Source organism: Clavibacter sp. VKM Ac-2873, from assembly GCF_015351075.1.
In the GTDB taxonomy this organism is placed as follows: domain Bacteria; phylum Actinomycetota; class Actinomycetes; order Actinomycetales; family Microbacteriaceae; genus Clavibacter.
Map to the genome: position 1 here is coordinate 676,700 of NZ_JADKRS010000001.1, position 18,793 is coordinate 695,492.

21 protein-coding genes are annotated in these 18,793 nt (G+C 76.0%); 14 read left to right on the forward strand and 7 right to left on the reverse strand.

Annotated elements, in window-relative coordinates; translation table 11 throughout:
• Window positions 1-16: 16 nt before the first annotated feature.
• Window positions 17-286, reverse strand: coding sequence for a hypothetical protein (locus tag ITJ44_RS03135; RefSeq protein WP_194633303.1), 270 nt, complete (start codon window positions 284-286; stop codon window positions 17-19).
• A 105-nt stretch (window positions 287-391) separates the two neighbouring features.
• Between ITJ44_RS03135 and ITJ44_RS03140 the strand changes: the two genes are divergently transcribed.
• The 7 genes from ITJ44_RS03140 to ITJ44_RS03170 all read left to right on the forward strand — a co-directional run bounded on the left by ITJ44_RS03140 (window position 392) and on the right by ITJ44_RS03170 (window position 5,130).
• The gene (locus ITJ44_RS03140) at window positions 392-832 is read left to right on the forward strand and encodes an iron chaperone (RefSeq protein WP_194633304.1); all 441 of its coding nucleotides are present in this window, start codon (window positions 392-394) and stop codon (window positions 830-832) included.
• Window positions 833-886: 54 nt separating this feature from the next.
• Window positions 887-1,654 carry an alpha/beta fold hydrolase gene (locus tag ITJ44_RS03145; RefSeq protein ID WP_194633305.1) on the forward strand — a complete coding sequence of 256 codons (768 nt, stop codon included), beginning with the start codon at window positions 887-889 and terminating at the stop codon, window positions 1,652-1,654.
• Window positions 1,651-2,121 (forward strand): MarR family winged helix-turn-helix transcriptional regulator, encoded by a 471-nt coding sequence (locus ITJ44_RS03150; protein ID WP_194633306.1) that lies wholly within the window; start codon window positions 1,651-1,653, stop codon window positions 2,119-2,121. Before ITJ44_RS03145 ends, ITJ44_RS03150 begins: the two co-directional genes overlap by 4 nt.
• Window positions 2,122-2,220: 99 nt before the next feature.
• Window positions 2,221-3,042 carry an Ltp family lipoprotein gene (locus ITJ44_RS03155; RefSeq protein WP_228494469.1) on the forward strand — a complete coding sequence of 274 codons (822 nt, stop codon included), beginning with the start codon at window positions 2,221-2,223 and terminating at the stop codon, window positions 3,040-3,042.
• 124 nt (window positions 3,043-3,166) lie between these two features.
• The gene (locus tag ITJ44_RS03160) at window positions 3,167-4,144 is read left to right on the forward strand and encodes a ring-cleaving dioxygenase (protein ID WP_194633307.1); all 978 of its coding nucleotides are present in this window, start codon (window positions 3,167-3,169) and stop codon (window positions 4,142-4,144) included.
• The gene (locus tag ITJ44_RS03165) at window positions 4,141-4,764 is read left to right on the forward strand and encodes a carboxylesterase (protein WP_194633308.1); all 624 of its coding nucleotides are present in this window, start codon (window positions 4,141-4,143) and stop codon (window positions 4,762-4,764) included. The genes ITJ44_RS03160 and ITJ44_RS03165 overlap by 4 nt, the downstream gene beginning before the upstream one ends.
• 150 nt (window positions 4,765-4,914) lie before the next feature.
• On the forward strand, window positions 4,915-5,130 hold the full coding sequence (locus ITJ44_RS03170; RefSeq protein ID WP_194633309.1) for a hypothetical protein: 216 nt from the start codon (window positions 4,915-4,917) through the stop codon (window positions 5,128-5,130).
• A 468-nt stretch (window positions 5,131-5,598) separates the two neighbouring features.
• On the opposite strand, the gene ITJ44_RS15775 is transcribed toward ITJ44_RS03170, so the two are convergent.
• The gene (locus ITJ44_RS15775; RefSeq protein ID WP_228494470.1) at window positions 5,599-5,877 is read right to left on the reverse strand and encodes a hypothetical protein; all 279 of its coding nucleotides are present in this window, start codon (window positions 5,875-5,877) and stop codon (window positions 5,599-5,601) included.
• A 141-nt stretch (window positions 5,878-6,018) separates the two neighbouring features.
• On the opposite strand from ITJ44_RS15775, the gene ITJ44_RS15780 reads away from it, so the two are divergent.
• On the forward strand, window positions 6,019-6,768 hold the full coding sequence (locus ITJ44_RS15780; RefSeq protein ID WP_370551608.1) for a PASTA domain-containing protein: 750 nt from the start codon (window positions 6,019-6,021) through the stop codon (window positions 6,766-6,768).
• 18 nt (window positions 6,769-6,786) lie between these two features.
• Here the strand turns inward: ITJ44_RS15780 and ITJ44_RS03180 are convergent, their stop codons facing one another.
• On the reverse strand, window positions 6,787-7,428 hold the full coding sequence (locus tag ITJ44_RS03180; protein ID WP_194633310.1) for a helix-turn-helix transcriptional regulator: 642 nt from the start codon (window positions 7,426-7,428) through the stop codon (window positions 6,787-6,789).
• 47 nt (window positions 7,429-7,475) lie between these two features.
• Here ITJ44_RS03180 and ITJ44_RS03185 point away from each other — a divergent pair, with 47 nt between their 5' ends.
• From ITJ44_RS03185 to ITJ44_RS03200, 4 genes are all read left to right on the forward strand, one after another.
• A complete protein-coding gene (locus tag ITJ44_RS03185; protein ID WP_194633311.1) occupies window positions 7,476-8,333 on the forward strand; it encodes a trans-aconitate 2-methyltransferase in 858 nt (285 codons plus the stop codon).
• Window positions 8,334-8,399: 66 nt separating this feature from the next.
• Window positions 8,400-10,160, forward strand: a complete 1,761-nt coding sequence (locus ITJ44_RS03190; protein ID WP_194633312.1) for a DEAD/DEAH box helicase — start codon at window positions 8,400-8,402, stop codon at window positions 10,158-10,160.
• 98 nt (window positions 10,161-10,258) lie between these two features.
• Window positions 10,259-10,825: a GNAT family N-acetyltransferase gene (locus tag ITJ44_RS03195; RefSeq protein ID WP_194633313.1), complete on the forward strand. Its 567-nt coding sequence runs from the start codon at window positions 10,259-10,261 to the stop codon at window positions 10,823-10,825.
• Window positions 10,822-11,052 carry a hypothetical protein gene (locus ITJ44_RS03200; RefSeq protein ID WP_228494471.1) on the forward strand — a complete coding sequence of 77 codons (231 nt, stop codon included), beginning with the start codon at window positions 10,822-10,824 and terminating at the stop codon, window positions 11,050-11,052. The genes ITJ44_RS03195 and ITJ44_RS03200 overlap by 4 nt, the downstream gene beginning before the upstream one ends.
• Before the next feature lie 15 nt (window positions 11,053-11,067).
• Here the strand turns inward: ITJ44_RS03200 and ITJ44_RS03205 are convergent, their stop codons facing one another.
• Window positions 11,068-12,387, reverse strand: coding sequence for a carboxylesterase family protein (locus ITJ44_RS03205; protein WP_194633314.1), 1,320 nt, complete (start codon window positions 12,385-12,387; stop codon window positions 11,068-11,070).
• Between the two features lie 77 nt (window positions 12,388-12,464).
• Between ITJ44_RS03205 and ITJ44_RS03210 the strand changes: the two genes are divergently transcribed.
• On the forward strand, window positions 12,465-13,091 hold the full coding sequence (locus tag ITJ44_RS03210; RefSeq protein ID WP_194633315.1) for a TetR family transcriptional regulator C-terminal domain-containing protein: 627 nt from the start codon (window positions 12,465-12,467) through the stop codon (window positions 13,089-13,091).
• On the opposite strand, the gene ITJ44_RS03215 is transcribed toward ITJ44_RS03210, so the two are convergent.
• Window positions 13,088-13,525: a low molecular weight phosphatase family protein gene (locus ITJ44_RS03215; protein ID WP_194633316.1), complete on the reverse strand. Its 438-nt coding sequence runs from the start codon at window positions 13,523-13,525 to the stop codon at window positions 13,088-13,090. The two genes, ITJ44_RS03210 and ITJ44_RS03215, sit on opposite strands and share 4 nt — an antisense overlap.
• Before the next feature lie 107 nt (window positions 13,526-13,632).
• Entirely contained in the window at window positions 13,633-17,127 is a 3,495-nt protein-coding gene (locus ITJ44_RS03220; protein WP_228494472.1) for a sialate O-acetylesterase, read from the reverse strand.
• Between the two features lie 335 nt (window positions 17,128-17,462).
• On the opposite strand from ITJ44_RS03220, the gene ITJ44_RS15785 reads away from it, so the two are divergent.
• The gene (locus ITJ44_RS15785) at window positions 17,463-17,990 is read left to right on the forward strand and encodes a DUF3817 domain-containing protein (protein WP_228494473.1); all 528 of its coding nucleotides are present in this window, start codon (window positions 17,463-17,465) and stop codon (window positions 17,988-17,990) included.
• Between the two features lie 41 nt (window positions 17,991-18,031).
• On the opposite strand, the gene ITJ44_RS03230 is transcribed toward ITJ44_RS15785, so the two are convergent.
• Window positions 18,032-18,694, reverse strand: a complete 663-nt coding sequence (locus tag ITJ44_RS03230; protein ID WP_194633317.1) for a YitT family protein — start codon at window positions 18,692-18,694, stop codon at window positions 18,032-18,034.
• Between the last annotated feature and the right edge of the window lie 99 nt (window positions 18,695-18,793).

Genomic DNA, 18,793 nt, shown 5'->3' on the forward strand with positions numbered 1-18,793 from the left:
GGGCGTGTCGGGCGGATCAGGCGGGGTGGGGCCCGTCGACCTCGGCGTCGGCCTCGCCGGCGACGCCGTCGCGGCCGGTGGAGATCGCCTGCGTCGCGGCGGGATCCGCCGGTCCGTCGCCGAGGCCCGCGTCGGCGGTGCGGCGCTCGAGGTCGGCGGCCATGGCCTCGGATCCGCTGTCGCGGTGGTCGTAGGCGACCTGCTCGGCGAGCCCGGCGCGCTTCTCGTCCGCGGTGGCCTCGCCGGCGCCGTCCATGATGGGCTGGTCCTGCTCGTGGGTGCTCATGGTCCGACGGTACGCCGTCGCGCCGGGGTGCAGATCCGCCGGACGCTTGTCGGCTGCCCGCCCGCCTGCCACGCTCCAGGGACACCACCACGCGAGGGAGCGGACATGACCGACGGCGGTTTCTCCAAGGACGAGCGCGACGCGATGAAGCAGCGCGCCCGCGAGCTGCGCGAGGAGGCCAAGCAGCAGAAGGCCGCCGACAAGCAGGCGGCCGCGCTGCAGGGCGTGCTCGACGCGTTCGCCGCGATGCCGTCCGAGGAGCGCGCGATCGCCGAGTGGCTGCACGGGATCGTGCTCGAGCACGCGCCCGATCTCGCGCCCAAGACCTGGTACGGCTTCCCGGCCTACGCGGACGCGGACGGCAAGCCCGTCGTGTTCTTCCAGCCGGGATCGAAGTTCGGCACCCGGTACTCGACGCTCGGCTTCCAGGATCCGGCGCAGCTCGACGAGGGCACCATGTGGCCGACCGCGTACGCGCTGACCGCGGTGGATCCCGCGAACGAGGAGCGCGTGGCGGAGCTGGTGCGGCGGGCCGTCGGGGGCTGAGCGCGTCCCGATCGGGGGCTGCCGCTCGTCGTCGCGCGTCCGTGGATTGATGACATGTCATCGATCCCGTCCTCGCCCGTCCTCGTCGGCGTCCCCTGCTTCTCCGGTGCGCCGTGGGACTTCGCTCCCCTCCGCGCGCTCCACGGGCACCCGACGCGCACGCTGCGGCTCCCGGACGACGCCCGGACCGTCGAGGAGACGGCCGACGCCCTCGAGGACGCCGTCGCCGACCTGCCGCGGTACGTGCTCGTCGGCGACTCCTTCGGCGCCGTGGTGAGCCTCGCCCTCGCGCTCCGCCGACCGCGCGGGCTCGCCGGGCTCGTGCTCTCGGGCGGCTTCGCGGCGGATCCGACCCCCGCCTGGAAGACGCGCGCCGCGTCGCTCGCCCGGCACGTGCCGCGCGTCGTCTACGAGCAGGGCGTGCTCCGCTTCCACGCCGCCCAGCTCGCCTCACGGCTGGACGCGGCGGCACCGCACCCGCTCACGCCGCGCGACTACCGCGAGCTGTTCCGGATCCACACGCCCGCGGCCGCGTACTCCGCCCGCGTCGGCGCGGTCGTCGGGTTCGACGTGCGCGCGCGGCTGCGCCGGGTCGACGTGCCGACGCTGCTCCTCACGCCGGAGGACGACCGGCTCGTGGGCCCCGCCGCGGCTGCCGCGCTGAGAGACGGGCTGCCGCACGCTCGCGAGCAGGTGATCGACGGCACCGGGCACATGCTGCGCTTCACGCATCCGGAGGAGTACGCGGCCGCGGTGGCCGCGTTCGTCCGGGACGAGGTCGGCGTCGCCGTCGGAGCGGGGATCGCGGCAGGCACAGCATGAGCCCGGCCGAGGAGCTCCGCTACCTGATCCTCGGGGCGCAGCGCGAGGGCGCCCGCGCGTACGCGGCGGCGCTCGCGCCCACCGGCCTGACGCCCGCGCAGGCGGAGGCCGTCGTCGTGCTCGCCGAGGCGCCCGGGATCAGCCTGGCCGGCCTCGGCGCCCGGCTGGTCTGCGAGGCCGGCTCGCCCAGCCGCCTCGTCGACGCGCTCGTGCGCCAGGGCCTCGTGCACCGCGATCCGGATCCCCGCAGCCGCCGCAGCGTCGTCCTGCGCCTGACCGCGGAGGGGTCGCGCCGCGTGGCCGACGTGCGCGCCGCCGAGGCCGCCGTGCACGACGCGATCGGCGGGGCGCTCCCCGCGCGTGAGATGGAGGCCGCGATCAGCGCGCTCCGCCTGCTCCTCGACCGGCGTCCGGCGCTCGACGCCCTGACGCTGCGCCGGGCGGATCGCGCGTCCGCGACCCGCTGACGCCCGCCCGCGAAGTGGGGGTGCGCCGCCCGCGTACTGGGGGTGCGGCCGCGGCCCTCTCGGCGTCCTGACGATCCGCCGCGCTGACAGGCTGCGGGCATGACCGCACCCGACCAGCCGGGACACCCGTCCCCGGACCCGCACCAGCCCCCGCCGCCCAGCCCCTACGGGCCGCCCGCCCCGAATGGCACCGCCACGATGCCGCCACCCCCGCCGCCGTTCGGCGTCCGCCCGAAGGGCCTCGCGATCGCGGCGCTGGTCGTCGGCATCGTCGCCTTCCTCTCGGGTCTCGTCCCCTTCTTCGGGCTGCTGGCCGGAGCTGCGGCCGTGGTGCTCGGGATCCTCGCCCTCCGTCGCGCGCAGAGCAAGGGCATGGCGATCACCGGCCTGTCGCTCGGCGCCCTCGGCGCCGTCACGTCGCTGGTCGTCACCCTCGTGTTCGCCGCCGCCCTCGGCTCCGTGGGCAGCTCGACGGGCGCGGCCGAGGTCGCGGAGTCCTCCGCTGAGGCCGAGGCCCTGCCGACCGCCGCACCGGAGACGAGCGCGCCGAGCGCGCCGAGCGCGCCGGCCGTCGAGGAGACGACTGCCCCCGCGGAGCCCGCCGCACCCGCCGTCCCGGCCGAGAGCGCGACCGCGCTCATCAAGGCCGGGACGTACGCGAACAGCCTCGACATGAGCAAGGCCGGTCTCTACGACCAGCTCACGAGCGAGTACGGCGAGCAGTTCACGCCGGAGGCCGCGCAGTATGCCGTGGACAACGTGCAGGCCGACTGGAACGCGAACGCCCTGGCGAAGGCGAAGACGTACCGGGAGATGGCCGCCATGTCGCCCTCCGCGATCCGCGACCAGCTCACCAGCGCCTACGGGGAGAAGTTCACCGCCGAGGAGGCGGACTACGCCATCGCGCACCTCGACGACTGACGCGTGCGCACGACGGAGGGGAGGTGGCGCCGCCGCCTCCCCTCTCGCGTCCCCCGGGAATGATCCGCCGTCCCATGCGTTTGCATGGACATGGCCCGACCGGGCCGCGCGGAAGGAGCGCCTCATGACCGCCAGCACCCAGGGACTGCACCACGTGACCGCCATCGGCGGCGACCCGCAGCGGAACGTCGACTTCTACGTGCGCGCGATGGGCCTCCGGCTCGTCAAGCGCACCGTCAACTTCGATCAGCCGGGCAGCTACCACCTCTACTACGGCGACACCGAGGGCCGGCCCGGATCCCTCCTCACCTTCTTCCCGTGGAAGGGCGTGCCCGCGGCCCGCGTCGGCGCCGGCCAGTCCACGACGACCGCGTTCTCCGTGCCCGCCGGCAGTCTCGGCTGGTGGGCCGAGCACCTGCGCGGCGTCGGCGTCGCCTCGTCGATCTCGTCGACCGGATCCGAGGAGGAGCGCCTCTCGCTCCGCGACCCCGACGGGCTGCAGATCGACCTCGTGGCCTCCTCCGTCGACGACCCGCGCGCGCCGTGGGACTCGGCAGACGTCCCCGCCCCGCACGCGATCCGCGGCCAGCACTCCTCGGTGCTCACCGTGCGGGATCCCGCGGGCACGGCGTCCGTACTCGCCGACGACCTCGGGCTCCGGCTCGTCGACGAGCGCGACGGCCGCTTCCGCTTCGCCGCGGGCGACGGCGGACCCGGCGCGATCGTCGACCTCGTCGCCGACCCGCGCGCGCAGCGGGGCCTCACCGCCGGCGGCACCATGCACCACGTGGCGTTCCGCGTGCCGGGCCGCGTCGAGCAGCAGGCGTGGCGCGACGAGCTGGTGGACCGCGGGCACCAGGTGACGCAGATCCTCGACCGGCAGTACTTCACCTCCATCTACTTCCGGGAGCCCGGCGGCGTGCTGTTCGAGATCGCGACGGACACCCCCGGCTTCGACATCGACGAGCCGCTGCTCGAGCTCGGCCGCAGCCTCCGCCTCCCGCCGTGGCTGGAGCCCAGCCGCGCGGACATCGAAGCCGCGGTGCCGCCGCTGCGCCTGCCCGACGAGGAGCCCGCGCCGGCCGACGGCGCTGCCGCGTGAGCGCGCTCCTCGACCGCACGCCGCACGAGTTCCTGCCGGGCGCCGACACCGGGCCCGTGATCCTCGGCCTCCATGGCACGGGCGCCGACGAGCGGCAGGGCCTCGAGCTCGCCCGGCTCCTGGCGCCCGGGCAGCCGGTGCTCGCGCCGCGCGGCAGCGTGCGCGAAGGATCCGCGGCCCGTTGGTTCCGCCGGCACGCGGAGGGCGTCTTCGACGTCGACGACGTGGTCGCCCGCGCGGCCGAGCTCGCCGACCTGGTCGCCGAGGCGCGATCGGCCTACGGTCTCGACGGGCGCGCGATCCTCGCGGTCGGCTTCTCGAACGGGGCGAACATGGCGCTGGCGACCACCTTGCTGCACCCGTCGGCGCTGCCGGAGACGATCGCCTTCTCCGCGCGCTGGCCGCTCGGCGACCGGGCGCCGGCCGCCGACCTGGCGCACGCCCGGATCACGCTCCTCAACGGCGACGCGGACGTCATGGCGCCGCTCGTCGACGTGGAGCGGACCGTGCGCGAGGCCGTCGACCGCGGCGCCGACGTCTCCTCCCACGTCCGAGTGGGCGGGCACGGGCTCGACGCGCGCGACCTCGACGCGGCCCGCGCGCGGATCCGCATCGGCTGATCGCGCCGCGGCCCGACCCGTGCCGCCTGGCGACCCGCACGACTCCCCCCGGGGGATGAGGGGCGGGGTCCGCCAGGAGGACGCGCGCGCGCCCGCGGTCCGCGAACCTGGGTGCACCGCCCGCCTGGGCGCTGAGATCAGGAGGATCCCATGTCCGTGTCCGTCTCCCCCACCACCTACCCCGTCCGACCCGTCGCGGCCGTCGCCAGCGCCCCGCTCCCGGGCGATCCCGCCTGCGTCGCCTTCGCGGGCAGCGACGACGGCTTCCGCCACGCCGGCACGCGCAGCCTCGAGGTCGACCTCGCGCCGCTCCTCGTGGCGACCGGCGCCGGGGCCGCGGCGGCCGGCTCCCCGCTGGCCGCCTGACGCCCGTCGCGACGCCCCTGATTGGGGGTGCGGGAGGAGGGCCGGCCCGGCGTCCGGGCTTCCCGGCCGGCCCGAGCGCCGCCTAATCTGGGCGGAGGAGCAGTTCCCCCACCTGGGGAACGCTCTCTTGAGGAGCACCATGTCGTCGACCCCGCCGCCCGCGTCCCCGACGTCGGTCACCCCGTCGTCCGACGAGCCCGGCTGGTTCGGCGACGGCGAGGGCAACCAGCGCTTCTGGGACGGCACCCGTTGGACGTCGCTCGTCTCCACCCGCCGCGTGTTCCCGGGCCGGGCATCGTCGACGCCCGAGCCGCGCCTGATCAGCGAGTCGCCGCTGCCCGATGACTACGCCCCCGAGGCCGCACCGCTCGCCCCGCCGGCGGGATCCGCCGTCGACGCGTCCGTGGACGCTCCTCTCGGCGCACCGCTGGCACCGCCCACGGGCGCTCCCGTCGCGCCGCCCGCCGGCTATCCGATGGCACCGCCCACGGGCGCCCTCGCCGACCCTCCCGCCGGACTCCCGATGGAGCCGCCGACCGGTGCGGCCCGGGATGCCTCGGATCCCGCCCCGCGCACCTCGTCCGCGGCCGGCCGCTTCGCGCCGCCGCGGCCGGCCACGAGCGCCGCCTCCGCCCCGGTCGCGCGCACCACCGCCTCCGCCACCGCGCCCGCCCTGCGCGGCCGCAGCACCTGGCCGTGGGCGGCGCTCGCGGTCGCCGCGGTGCTCGTCGTGGCCGCCGCCCTCATCGCCGGGATCCCCGGCCTCCTCATCGCGCTCGGCGTCGTCGTCCTCGTCGCGGGGCTCATCCCGCTCATCCGCAGCGGCGCCGCCTGGATCCCCGGGTCCGCACCCGCGCGGCCGGCGGCGTCGCGGCCGGCCTCGCCCTCGTGCTCATCGCGGGCGGCGCGGTCGCCTCCGCCCTCCCCTCGGCGCGCGACGACGTCGCGGACGCCGACGCCATCGAGATCTCCGACTCCCGGCCGGTGCCGAACGCCACGGATCCGGCCAACCCGCTCCCCGTCTCGGCCGACGGCCTGGTCGAGATGGTCGACGTGACGCGCATGAGCGGCGCCGACGCCGGCGACACGCTCGCCGCGTCCGGCTTCGGGATCGCCTTCGCGGGCGCCAGCGGCGGCGGATTCGTCCGCCAGGACGTCGGCATCGTCGCCAGCCAGGATCCCGCCCCCGGCACGCGCGTCGCGCCCGGCACGGTCGTGACCCTCACGCTCGCCACCCCCGCCCCGGACCGCATCGCGCTCCCGGTGGTCCCGAAGGCGCCGAACATCCCGTCGCGACCCGGCACGCGACCGGGGACGGGGACGTTCACCCCGGGAGGCGGCAGTGGCACCGGCGGCGGCACCGGCGGTGGCACCGGCGGTGGCGGCACCGGCGGATCCGACGGCGGAACGGGCAGCGACCCCGGGCCGACGACCGATCCCCAGCCGACGACGGATCCGGTGCCGACGACCGACCCGGTGCCGACGACCGATCCCGTGGACCCCGCGCCCACCGATCCGCCCGCGACCACCGATCCGGTCGACCCCGCGCCCACGGATCCGCCCGCGACCACCGATCCGGTCGACCCCGGCCCCGACCCGAGTCCCGCCCCGACCGACGCCCCGACCCCGGAGGGCTAGGGTCCCGACACCGGAGGGCTAGGCCTCCGACGCCGCCGCGGCCGACGCATCAGCCGGCTCGGCGGCTCCGGCGAGGGCCGCCGTCCCCGTCGTCCGCAGGTGCGCGCGCTGCCCGTCGCGGTCGAGGATCGTGAGGATCTCGACGATCCCGCGGTGGGCGCCGATGGCGTGCGGCACCATGGTCGAGAACTCGGCCGCGTCGCCCGCCTCCACCAGGATCGTCCGCTCCCCCAGCTGGAGCCTCGCCGTGCCGGAGAGCACCGTGAACCAGTCCCGGCCGGGGTGGACGCCGAGCTGGTCCACGGGGACGGGCCGCGTCGGCGTCATGCGCATCTTCGCGACGAAGGAACCCGAGCCGCTCGCCCCGCCGCGCGACAGGATCCACGTCGTGCGCCCCGCCTGCGCGTCCTCCTGCGGGCGGATGACGACGTCGGCGTCGTCGCCCGACTCCATGAGCGCGTCGAGCGACGTCTCGAGGGCCCGGGCGATGGGCACGAGCTGGTCGAGCGCGATGCGCCGGTGACCGGTCTCGATGCGGCTGAGCGTCGACGGGCTGAGGAAGCAGCGGGCCGCGAGCGCGTCGAGCGACCAGCCGCGGGCCTCGCGGAGGCTGCGGATGCGCTGGCGGACGAGGGCGTCGAGGTCGGGCTCTTGCGTCATGGGCAAGATCGTATGCGCCTGGGGCAGGAGTGCGCCACCCTGGATCCATGACGCACCCGCACCACGCCCCCGCCGCCGCCGACCCCTCGCTCGCCCGCATGCTCGACCTCGACGCGCGGATCCTGCACCGCCACCAGCTCGAGCTGACCACCTGGGTCCGCCGCCTCGCGCGCGACACCGCCGGCCGCGTGGTCGTCGACCTCGGCGCGGGGACCGGCACCGGGACGGTGGCGCTCGCGCGGCGCTTCGACCGGGCCGAGGTGCACGCCGTCGACGCGAGCGCGGCCATGCTCGACCGGGTCGCCGAGCGCGCCGTCGTCGACGGGCTCGCCGACCGGATCCGCCCCGTGCGCGCCGACCTGGACGCGGGCTGGCCCGCGCTGCCGGCAGCCGACGTGGTATGGGCGTCGCTCATGCTGCACGAGGTCGCCGACCCCGCTCGGCTCCTCGCGCGCGTCCGCGACGGCCTCGCGCCGGGCGGGATCCTCGTCGTCGTCGAGATGGACGGCCCGCCGCGCTTCCTGCCCGATCGGCTCGATCCCGCCCTCGGCCGGCCCGGCCTCGCCGACCGCCTCGACGACGCGGTCACGCACGGCGGCGCCGGCGGGCCGTCGCATCCGGACTGGGCGCCGTGGCTGCGCGACGCGGGTCTCGTCGACGTCGCGACGCGCGCGTTCCGCATCGATCCGGACCCCGCGGATCCGATCGCCGCCGCCGCGACGCTCCCCTATGCCCGCGCCTGGCTGGCCCGCGTCCGCGAGCGCGCCGCCGACCGCTTGGACGCCGACGACCTGGCCGCCGTCGACGCGCTCCTCGACGACGACGGCCCGCACGCTCTGGCGCGGATCCCCGACCTGCGGCTGCGCGGATCCCGCACGGCGTACGTCGGGCGCCGGCCGCGGTGACCCCGCCTGTCCGCCGATCCGCCCGCCGTGGGGCCCGGGGCGTCCCCGACCCCCTACCGTTGAGGCATGAGCACTGACGACACCGCATCCACCCCCGACGCGGACGCCGCCCCCCGCACGACCTTCAGCGACCTCGGTCTCTCCGACCAGGTGCTGAAGGCACTCAAGGACGTGGGCTACGAGACGCCCTCCGCGATCCAGGCGGCCACGATCCCCTCCCTCCTCTCCGGCCGCGACGTCCTCGGCGTCGCCCAGACCGGCACGGGCAAGACGGCCGCGTTCGCGCTGCCGATCCTCTCCAACCTCGACGTCTCGCAGAAGACCCCGCAGGCCCTCGTGCTCGCGCCCACGCGCGAGCTCGCGCTCCAGGTGTGCGAGGCGTTCGAGCGCTACGCGTCCGGCATGCGCGGCGTCCACGTGCTCCCCGTCTACGGCGGCCAGGGCTACGGCGTGCAGCTGTCGGCGCTCCGCCGCGGCGTGCACGTGGTCGTCGGCACCCCGGGCCGGATCATGGACCACCTCGACAAGGGCACCCTCGACCTCTCGCAGCTGAAGTTCCTCGTGCTCGACGAGGCCGACGAGATGCTCAAGATGGGCTTCGCGGAGGACGTGGAGACGATCCTCGCGGACACCCCGAAGTCGAAGCAGATCGCGCTGTTCTCGGCCACGATGCCCGCGCAGATCCGCCGCATCTCGGGCAAGTACCTGCAGGATCCCGAGGAGATCACGGTCAAGAACAAGACCACGACCTCGGCGAACACCACGCAGCGCTACCTGATGGTGTCGTACCCGCAGAAGGTCGACGCCCTCACGCGCATCCTCGAGACCGAGAACTTCGAGGGCATGATCGTGTTCGTCCGCACGAAGAACGAGACGGAGACGCTCGCCGAGAAGCTGCGGGCCCGCGGTTACGCGGCGGCGGCCATCTCGGGCGACGTCGCGCAGGCGCAGCGCGAGCGCACGGTCGAGCAGCTGAAGTCGGGCAAGCTCGACATCCTCGTCGCCACCGACGTGGCGGCCCGCGGCCTCGACGTCGACCGGATCAGCCACGTCGTCAACTACGACATCCCCATCGACACCGAGTCGTACGTGCACCGCATCGGCCGCACCGGTCGCGCGGGACGCAGCGGCGCGGCGATCAGCTTCGTCACGCCCCGCGAGCGCCGCCTCCTCACCGCGATCGAGCGGGCCACGCGCCAGCCGCTCACCGAGATGCGCATGCCGAGCGCGGAGGACGTGAACGTCACGCGCCTCTCCCGCTTCGACGACGCGATCACCGCGGCCCTCGCCGACCGCGAGCGCCTGGACGCGTTCCGCGACATCGTGGGCCACTACGTCAACCACCACGATGTCGTCGAGTCCGACGTGGCCGCCGCGCTCGCCATCGTGGCGCAGGGCGACACCCCGCTCCTCCTCTCGGCCGACGACCTCCGTCCGCCGCGCGTCGAGCGCGAGCGCCGCGACGACCGCCCCTCCCGCGACGGTGACGACCGCGGCGAGCGTCGCGCCCGTCCCGCGCGCGGCAGCGGCAACATGGCGACGTACCGCATCGACGTCGGCCGACGCCACCGCGTGGAGCCCCGCCAGATCGTGGGCGCGCTCGCCAACGAGGGCGGCTTCAGCCGCGAGGACTTCGGCCACATCGACATCCGCCCGGACTTCTCGCTGGTCGAGCTGCCGGCGGGCCTGCCGCAGGACAAGCTCGACAAGCTCGCGAGCACGGTCATCAACGGCCGGCCGATCGACATCCGGCCCGACCGCGGCGGCCCCCGTGCCGCCGAGCGCGGCGCGGCCCCGGAGCGTCGCGGGCGGAAGCCGCGCGACTGATCCGCTGATCGCCACGACGGCCCGTCCCCTTCCGCAGGGGGCGGGCCGTCGTCGCGTCCGGCCGTGGACCGCGGGTGCGCTGCCGGTAGCGTGGCGCGATGGACCCCGTGACCCTCCGCACCCCGCGCCTGACGCTCCGCCCGCCCGTGCTCGACGACGTCGACGCCATCACGACCGCGTGCCAGGACCCGGCGATCCAGGGCTACGTGCCCGTCCCCGTGCCGTACGCGCGCGCGGACGCGCTCTCCTACGTCTCCGGGTTCTGCCCCGACGGCTGGGCCTCGGGCGAGCGCCTCACCTGGGCCGTGCTCGAGGGCGACGAGCTGGTGGGCACGGTGGGTCTGCACGCCCTCGCGGACGGCGCTGCCGAGATCGGGTACTGGCTGGCACCCGGGGCGCGCGGCCGCGGGATCATGCGCGAGGCGGCCGCGGCGGTCGTCGACCACGGGTTCGACGCGTCCACGGGCCTCGGCCTCGCCCGGATCGGCTGGCGCGCGTACGCCGGGAACGCCGGATCCGCCGCCGTCGCCCGCGCGCTCGGATTCCGCTTCGAGGGGATCGCGCGCCTCGGCGCCATGGGTCGCGCCGGCCGCGAGGACGACTGGCTCGCGGGACTCCTCGCGACCGACGACCGCACGCCTCAGCCGTGGCCGGTGCTCGCGTGACGTCCGGTCTCCTCGGGCGCGACATCACGGTCACGGCTCCGGACGGCCGCCGCCTCCGCGCGATGGCCTCCGGGACCGGCGACGACCTCGTGGTCCTGGAGGCGGGCCTCGGCGGGAGCGGCCTCACGTGGGGGCTCGTGCACGGGATCCTCGCGCCGCGCTCCGAGCCCATGGTGCCCTTGACGGACCCGGATCTGGTCGCCGCCACGATCAGCGCCCTGCTCTGACGTCGGCTAGCCGCCTCAGCGACCGCGCACGCGCCGCAGCTCCAGCACGCCCGGGATCAGCTGCCGCGTCGGGATCCGTCCGCGCGCGAAGTCGCCCCACACCTGGCGCACCCGGCGGGCGTCGCGCTGGAGCCCCTCCCAGTCGGCGCCCGCGAGGAGACCGGCGCCGCGCCAGGCCTCCTCGTCGCCGAAGAGCAGCGGCAGGTCCACGGTGTGCGCGGCGCCGAACGGGCTGCCGGGCGCGGACCAGCGGATGACGTAGCGGTGCGCCGTGCCTCCCGCCCGCGCGTGGCGGCGGGCGAAGCGGCGGGCGGGGATGCCGTAGACGATGCCGGTGACCGCGGCGACGGCCGCGCGGCGCATGAGCGGGCCGACGAGCGGGAGCCGCGTGACGCGCGCGAGCCGCGGTATCCCCGGCAGGAACAGGCGCGCCTCCTCGGCCGTGTTGCCGATCAGCACCTCGACGCCGGGTGCGGCGGCGTCCCACGCCGCGTCGATCCCGGACTCGCGCGGCAGCGGCGCGTGCCCGTACTGGGTGCCGAACGGCATCGCGCCGGGCAGCCCGAAGGCCGCGGCCACGCGCTGCACCTCGCCCTGGCGGGCGAGCACGTCCGCGACGGGCGTGTCGGCCGTGAGCCCGCGGGACGCGCGCGCCATGGCGGCGCTCATCCGCCGCCTCCCCCGCGAGATGCCGAGCGGCGCGCTCTGGACGATCGCCCGGCGGAAGAGGCCCGCCGCCTCGGGCACGGCCATGAGGTGCGCGACCGCGTCGCCGCCCGCCGACTGCCCGAACGCGGTGACGCGGTCCGGGTCCCCGCCGAACGCGCGGATGTTGCGCGCCACCCAGCGGAGCGCCTCGAGCTGGTCGAGGAGGCCCAGGTTCGCCGGCCGTCCCCGTCCGTCGCCGAGGTAGCCGAGGAGCCCGAGCCGGTAGGTGACCGTGACGACGACGACGCGCTGCTCGGCGACGAGCGGCGCCGGATCCATGATCGGCACGTCCCCCGCGCCCGAGACGTACGAGCCGCCGTGGATCCAGACCATCACGGGCAGCGCGTCGTCGCAGGTCACGTCGTGCGGCATCGTCACGGAGACGCGCAGGCAGTCCTCGTCCACGGCGAGGCCGGAGAAGCTCCCGAGGACCGCGTCGAGCTCCTCCATCGGCGGCTGCGGGCACGCGGGCGCCCAGGCGGTCGCGTCCCGCGGCACGGTCCAGTCGGGGTGCGGGGCCGGCGGCGAGAAGCGGTCGGCCGTGGCGTACGGGATGCCGGTCGCGCGGACGACATCGCCGTCCCGCCAGCCGACGACGGGGCCGCAGGGCGGCGAGAAGGCGCTCATCCGATCGACGTTACCGTTCGGGAGGCGTTCGCCGGCACGTCCGGGGCGGCGCCGGATCCCGGTGCTACCGTGACGCCATGCCCCGCCTGATCGACCACGCGCGTCGCGAGGACGAGCTCGCCGAGGCGGTCTGGCGCGTCATCCGGCGCGAGGGCGCGAGCGGCGTCTCGGTGCGCACGGTCGCCGCCGAGGCGTGCCTCTCCACCGGATCCCTGCGCCACAGCTTCCCCAGCCGCATCGACCTCGTGGCCCACGCGACCGGGTTGGTCGCCCGGCGGATCGACGCGCGCATCCGGGCGCGGCGTGCCGACCCGGACGCGCGGCGCCGGGCCGTGCGGATCCTCGCGGAGCACCTGCCGCTGGACGACGCGCGGCGGGCCGAGGCCGAGGTCACCGCGGCGCTCCTCGCGGATGCGGCCTCGCACCCGCGGCTGCGCGAGGTGCGCGCGGCCGCCCACGCGGCCGCGCGGGAGACGTGCCTCGAGCAGCTCGCGCAGCTGCGCGCGGCGGGCCTGCTGCGCCCCGACGCGGATCCCGACGCCGAGGCCGACCACCTGCAGGCGCTGCTCGCGGGCCTCGCGCTGCAGCTGCTGGTGGACGAGCCCGATCCGGCCCGCAGCGCCCGCGCGCTCGGCGTGCTGGAGCGGCACGTGGACGCGCTCATCGCCCGCCGCGTCGAGCGACGGGCCTCCGTCGACGCCTAGCGCGCAGCCGGGTCGCCGGCGACGCCGCCGAGGCGGCCACGCAGCTCCTCGACGCGCGCCCGGATGTCGTCGCGCACCAGCCGCATCCGCTCCATGCCGTCGATGCCGCGCTCGGACGGCTCGTCCGTGATCCACGTCTCGATCGCCACGTCCTGGTCGCCGTCCACGTGCGCCTCGGCGCCGAGCACGACCACGAGGTCGGCCTGGCGGACCATGTCGTCCGTCAGCGGCTTCGGGCGCTCGTCCGCCACGTCGATGCCGAGCTCCGCCAGCGACGTGACGGCGAGCGCGTTGAGCGAGGCGCCGGGATCCGTCCCCGCCGACGTGACGGCGACCGCGTCACCCGCCGCGTGGCGCATCAGGGCCGCCGCGAGCTGGGACTTGCCGCCGTTGCGGGCGCAGACGAAGACGACGTGCGGGATGCGCTCGGCCATGGATCCTCCGGTCGGGTGTCGGGACGTCGGTCGCGCATCGGCGCCCGTGCCCGTGCCCTCGATCCTGCCATCCGCGCGACCGGGCATCGCGCCCGGCCGCGCCGCGTCTACCTCGACAGCTGCACCGCTCCCGTCGCCCGCTGGTAGGCGGCGAAGTACTTGTCGCCCATGGCCCGCGCGCCGGCGGCCGTGTAGTGGATCGAGTCCTCGGCCCTGCTGTACCCCGCGGCTCCCGGGATGTACGACACGTTGGCCCGCAGCGCGGGCATGCCCTGCTGCGCCGTGTCGATGGCCTGGCGGAGCGACGACACGTTCAGCCACTCGGGCACCATGCCGCCGATGAGGAACGGCACCGTGCCGTAGCGCGTGTTCAGCCGGTCGACGAGGTCGAGCAGCATCGACTGGTAGCCGGCCGCGTTCGTCCGGGTCGCGTCGGACTCGCCCTGGGCCCAGACGACCGCGACGAGGCGGTTGTCGGGATCCTGCGCGAGCGCGGCGTCGATCTGCCCGAGCGCGCGCGTGAACAGGTTGATGCGCGACCGGGTGTCCGCGGGGTTCCAGGCGTACGTGCCGTCGCCCGTCAGCGACGTGGACGCCATCGCCGCGGGGACGAGCAGCACCTTCCGGCCCGGTCGCGCGTCGGCGAGCATGTGCCGGCCGAGCTCCATCCCGGGGCCGACGGCCTGCACCCCGCCGGAGGTCGTCCAGGTGGTCACGTGGCTCAGCGAGTCCTTGGCGGGAATGATCTGCCCGGCCTTGGCGCCGCTGCCCGCGAGCTGGTCGAGACCCGGCACGCTGACGTCGATGGACGGATCCCACCCGGTGCCGACGCCCTGCGCGTTCGACTGGCCGAGGATCACGACGACGTCGTAGCCCTCCCCGGTCGAGGCGATCTGGCGCGGGACGGAGGTGCGGGACGTCGGCGCGTAGCCGTCGGCCCGTCCGGTGACGGTCACGGTGATCTGCGACCCGGCGTCGCGCGGCGCCGGCACGTAGGTCGACGCGGTGCGGCCGGGCACCACGACGCCGTTGCGCTGCCAGACGTAGGTGAACGCGGTGGCCTCGGGGGTCCAGGCTGAGGTCTCCGCCGTGAGGGTGGATCCGACGGTCGCGTCGCCCGTGATGGTCGGGCTCGGCGCGTCCGTGAACGGCTGGTCGTCGGGCGACGGCGCGGGCTCGGCGGGCGGGACGTCGAGGGCGTCGACCACGACGGCGGTCGGGTCGCTCGCGCGGCTCGTCGCCTTGTAGCCGGAGCGCGTCCCGGTGACGGTCACGGTGATCCGCGACCCGGCGTCCGCGCGGCGCACGGTGTAGATCGCGTCGGTCGCGCCGAGCACCGTGACGCCGTCCCGGGCCCACGCGTAGGAGTAGGCGGTGGCCTCCGGCGTCCACGCGGGCGTCTCCACCCGCAGGGGGCTGCCGGCGATGGGCGATCCCTGGATCACGGGCGCCGTCGTCGCCTCGAACGGGACGGACGGCGCGGGCGGCGGCGGGGTGACGGGCGTGGCGACCACGGCGACGGGCTCGCTCGTCGCGGTCTGCGTGACGTAGCCCGTCTTCGTGCCGGTGACGGCGACGGAGATGCCCGTGCCGACGTCGCCCGCGACCACGCGGTAGCTCGGGCCGGTCTGGTCCGGGATCACGACGCCGTCGCGCAGCCACGCGTAGGAGAAGGACGGCCACGGCGACCAGGTGCCGGACTTGGCGTTCAGCGTGTAGTCCACGCGACCGAGGCCCGTGATGGACGGGGTGCCCACCGCCGCGAACGCGATGTCGGGCGCGGGCGTCGGGTCGGGCGTGGGCGCGGTGGGCTCCGGCGTCGGCTCGGGCAGCGGCACGAGGAGCCCGCCGCTCGCGAGCGACTGCGTGACGTAGCCGGTCTTCGTGCCGGTGACGACCACGGCGATCGTGGCGCCCTGGTCGCCCTCCTGCACGCGGTAGGTGACCGCGGTCTGGCCGTCGATCGCGACGCCGTCGCGGGTCCACTGGTAGGTGAAGGTCGGCCAGGGGGTCCAGACGCCAGCGCGCGCGGACAGCGTGAAGCCGACGCGGGCGGTCCCGGCGATGGTCGGGGTGGCGGCGGCCGAGAACGGCGCGTCCTGGGGCGGGGCCGTGGGATCCGGGGTCGGGACGGGCGTCGTCGGGGTCGGCTCCGGCGTGCCGGGCGTCGCGGTGGGAGCCGGGGTCGGCTCCGGCGTGCCCGGCGTCGCCGTGGGCGTGGGGGTCGGCGCGGGCGTGCCCGGCGTCGCCGTGGGCGTCGGCGTGCTGGCGCCCGGCACCTGGAGCTCCGCGCTCGTCAGGGACTGCGTGGTGTAGCCGGTCTTCGTGCCGGTGACGGTGACGCTGATGCGGGATCCCGCGTCCCCGGCCTGCACGCGGTAGGTCACGCCGGTCTGCCCGGCGATCGCGACCCCGTCGCGCAGCCACGCGTAGGAGAACGTGGGCCACGGGGTCCACACCCCGGCGCGCGCGGACAGCGTGAAGCCGACGCGCGCGGTGCCCGCGATGGTGGGCGTCGCGGCGGCGGTGAAGGACGCGGGAGCGGGCGTCGTCGGCTCGGGGGTGGGCGCGGTCGTGGGGGCGACCGTCGGGGTCGGGGTGGGTGCCTGCGTCGGGGCGACCGTGGGGGTGGGCGTCGGCGTGGGAGCCTGCGTCGGCGCGACCGTCGGCGTCGGCGTCGGCGCGACCGTGGGCGTCGGCGAGGGAGCCGTCGTCGGGGCGGCTGTGGGGGTCGGCGTGGGTGCCGTCGTCGGCGCGACCGTCGGCGTCGCCGGCGGGGAAGCCGTGGGGCTGGGCGTCGGGGTCACCGGCGCGCCCGGCACGGTCACCGCGTCGCTCGTCCGGGGCGTCGTCGAGTACCCGGTCTTCGTGCCGGTGACCGTCACAGCGAGCGCCGTGCCGCGGTCCGCCTCGGTGACGCGGTACGTGACGCCGTTCTGGCCGCCGATCAGCACGCCGTCGCGGGTCCAGGAGTAGGAGAAGGTCGGCCACGGGGTCCAGGTGCCGGCGCGCGCGGTGAGCGTGAAGCCCACCTGCGGGGATCCGCCGATCGTGGGCGTCGGGGCCGCGGTGAACGGCGTGACGACGGGCGTCGGGACGGTCGCGGTCGGGGCGCTGGTCTGCGTGCTGGTGTCGTAGCCGGAGCGGCTGCCCGTGACGGCGACGGTGATGACGGATCCGGCGTCGGCGGCGCGCACCGTGTACGCGGTGCTCGTCTGCCCGCTCACGGGGACGCCGTCGACGAGCCACGCGTACGTGCTGCTCGTCGCCGCGGGGGTCCAGCGCGCGGTGGTGGCGACCAGGCGCTGCCCGATGACCGCCGTCCCGGTGATCACGGGCGCGGGCGTCGCGGTGAACGGCGTCGCGGCCGCGGTGGCCTGCAGCAGGCGCATCATCGACGCGGCGGTCGGCGTGCCGTCGGCGGCGGCCGGAGGGACCACGCTGCTGGCGGGGGCGATCACGCGCGCCGACGACGCGGCGGTGCCCGACGTCGCGGCCTCGGCCGGAGCCGCGGACGGCTCGACGGCGACGAGCAGCGTCACGCCGAGGCTGAGCCCCGTGATGGCGGCGATGAGACGTGCGCGTGCGGCTGCGGTGCGCATCCCCCGTGTCGAGGCACGGCGGACGGCAGAGTGGTGCTCCCCCAATTGATCCCCCCAGATCGTCGAGGTGAATTCCACCTCATGTGGAAATGCTTGCACATCGCGACGGTGATGCGTGACACGTGTCCGGTGAGGACCCCGCGCACGCCCGGCTCCCAGGCGATGCACATGCCACGTGCACGGGAGATGTACCCCATGCGCGGTCGCCGGCACCCGCGCCGAGGTCCCGGCCACAGCTCCCGCCCACAGCTCCCGCCCGACGGCGCCGCGTAGCGTGGGCGGCGACCTGCCCCGCCCGTCGGATCCCCGTGGATCCCCCTGCCCCGGAAGGCCCCATGACGAACGCCCCGCACCCCGACGCCGCCCCGCCCGCCGAGACGGGGGTCCGCCCCGCGGGGTCGCCTACCTCCCCCGCCGCTGCCAGCTCAGCGCCGGCCGCCGGGCTCGCGGCGCTCGTCCGCGGCACGCGCCACCGCTCCGACCGTCCGTCCCGCCTCGGCCGCCTCTTCGCCGTCGTCGCGGTGGTGGAGGCGGTCACCTGGACCGGCCTCCTGGTGGGCATGTTCCTCAAGTACGTGACGGAGACGACCGAGCTCGGCGTCTACGTCTTCGGCCGCCTGCACGGCGCCGCGTTCGTGCTCTACGTGATCGTCACGGCCGTCGCCGCGATCCGCCTCCGCTGGGGGTGGAAGCCGGCGCTCCTCGCGGGCGTCGCGGCGATCCCGCCGCTCGCGACCCTCCCGCTCGAGGTCGGGCTGCGCCGCCGCGGGTTCCTGCGGCAGCCGGTCGACGCCGTCGACGGGGGGCCGAGCCGGGCCCCTGCCGCGGCTCCCTCGCCCGACGGCGCGACCGCGCGGCGCTGACCGCCGCGGGCTGACCGCCGCGGATCGCGGCCCGACCCGGATCAGATCCCGGTGTAGCGCCCCGGCCGGTGGTTGAGCGCGAGCACCAGGTTGAGAAGCACCGCGCCGAGCGCCGACATCACGACGCCGCCGACGGACACGACCGTGAGGCCGAGCAGGATCACGATCACGTCGAGGATCATCTGCGCGTACCCGGCCCGGAAGCCGAACCGCTCCTGCGCGATGAGCGCGACGATGTTGAAGCCGCCGAGGCTGGATCCGTGGCGGAACACCACGAGCAGGCCGATGCCCACGAGCAGGTTCCCCGCGAGCACGCCGTAGACGGGCTGCAGGTCGAGGCTCGTGACCATCGCCGGGTGGAGCGTCGAGAACAGCGAGACGAGCGCGACCGACACGGCCGTGCGGATCGTGAACCGCCACCCCTTCTTCCACACGGCGAGCGCGAAGAACGGCGCGTTGACCACGAAGAACAGCACGCCGAACGGCAGCACGCCCGTGTAGCTCAGCAGCAGCGCGAGCCCGGCGGTGCCGCCCGTGACCGCGCCGCTGTCCCGTAGCAGGAAGAGCCCGAACGACGCGACGAAGGTGCCGGTGAGGATCCCGAGCACGTCCTCCGCCACGGAGTGCGGGATGCCGGCGGTGGTCGGCTCGCCGGGAGCGACGACGGGCGGCGCGGGAAGGGGCTCGGATGCGGAAGCGGTCATGGCGGTCTCCGGGGTGGGGGGACGGGATCCGCGCGGGCGGTCGTGCCGCATCACGCGCAGGGACCAGCATGGCGGATCGGCGGGGTGCCGGAGGACGGG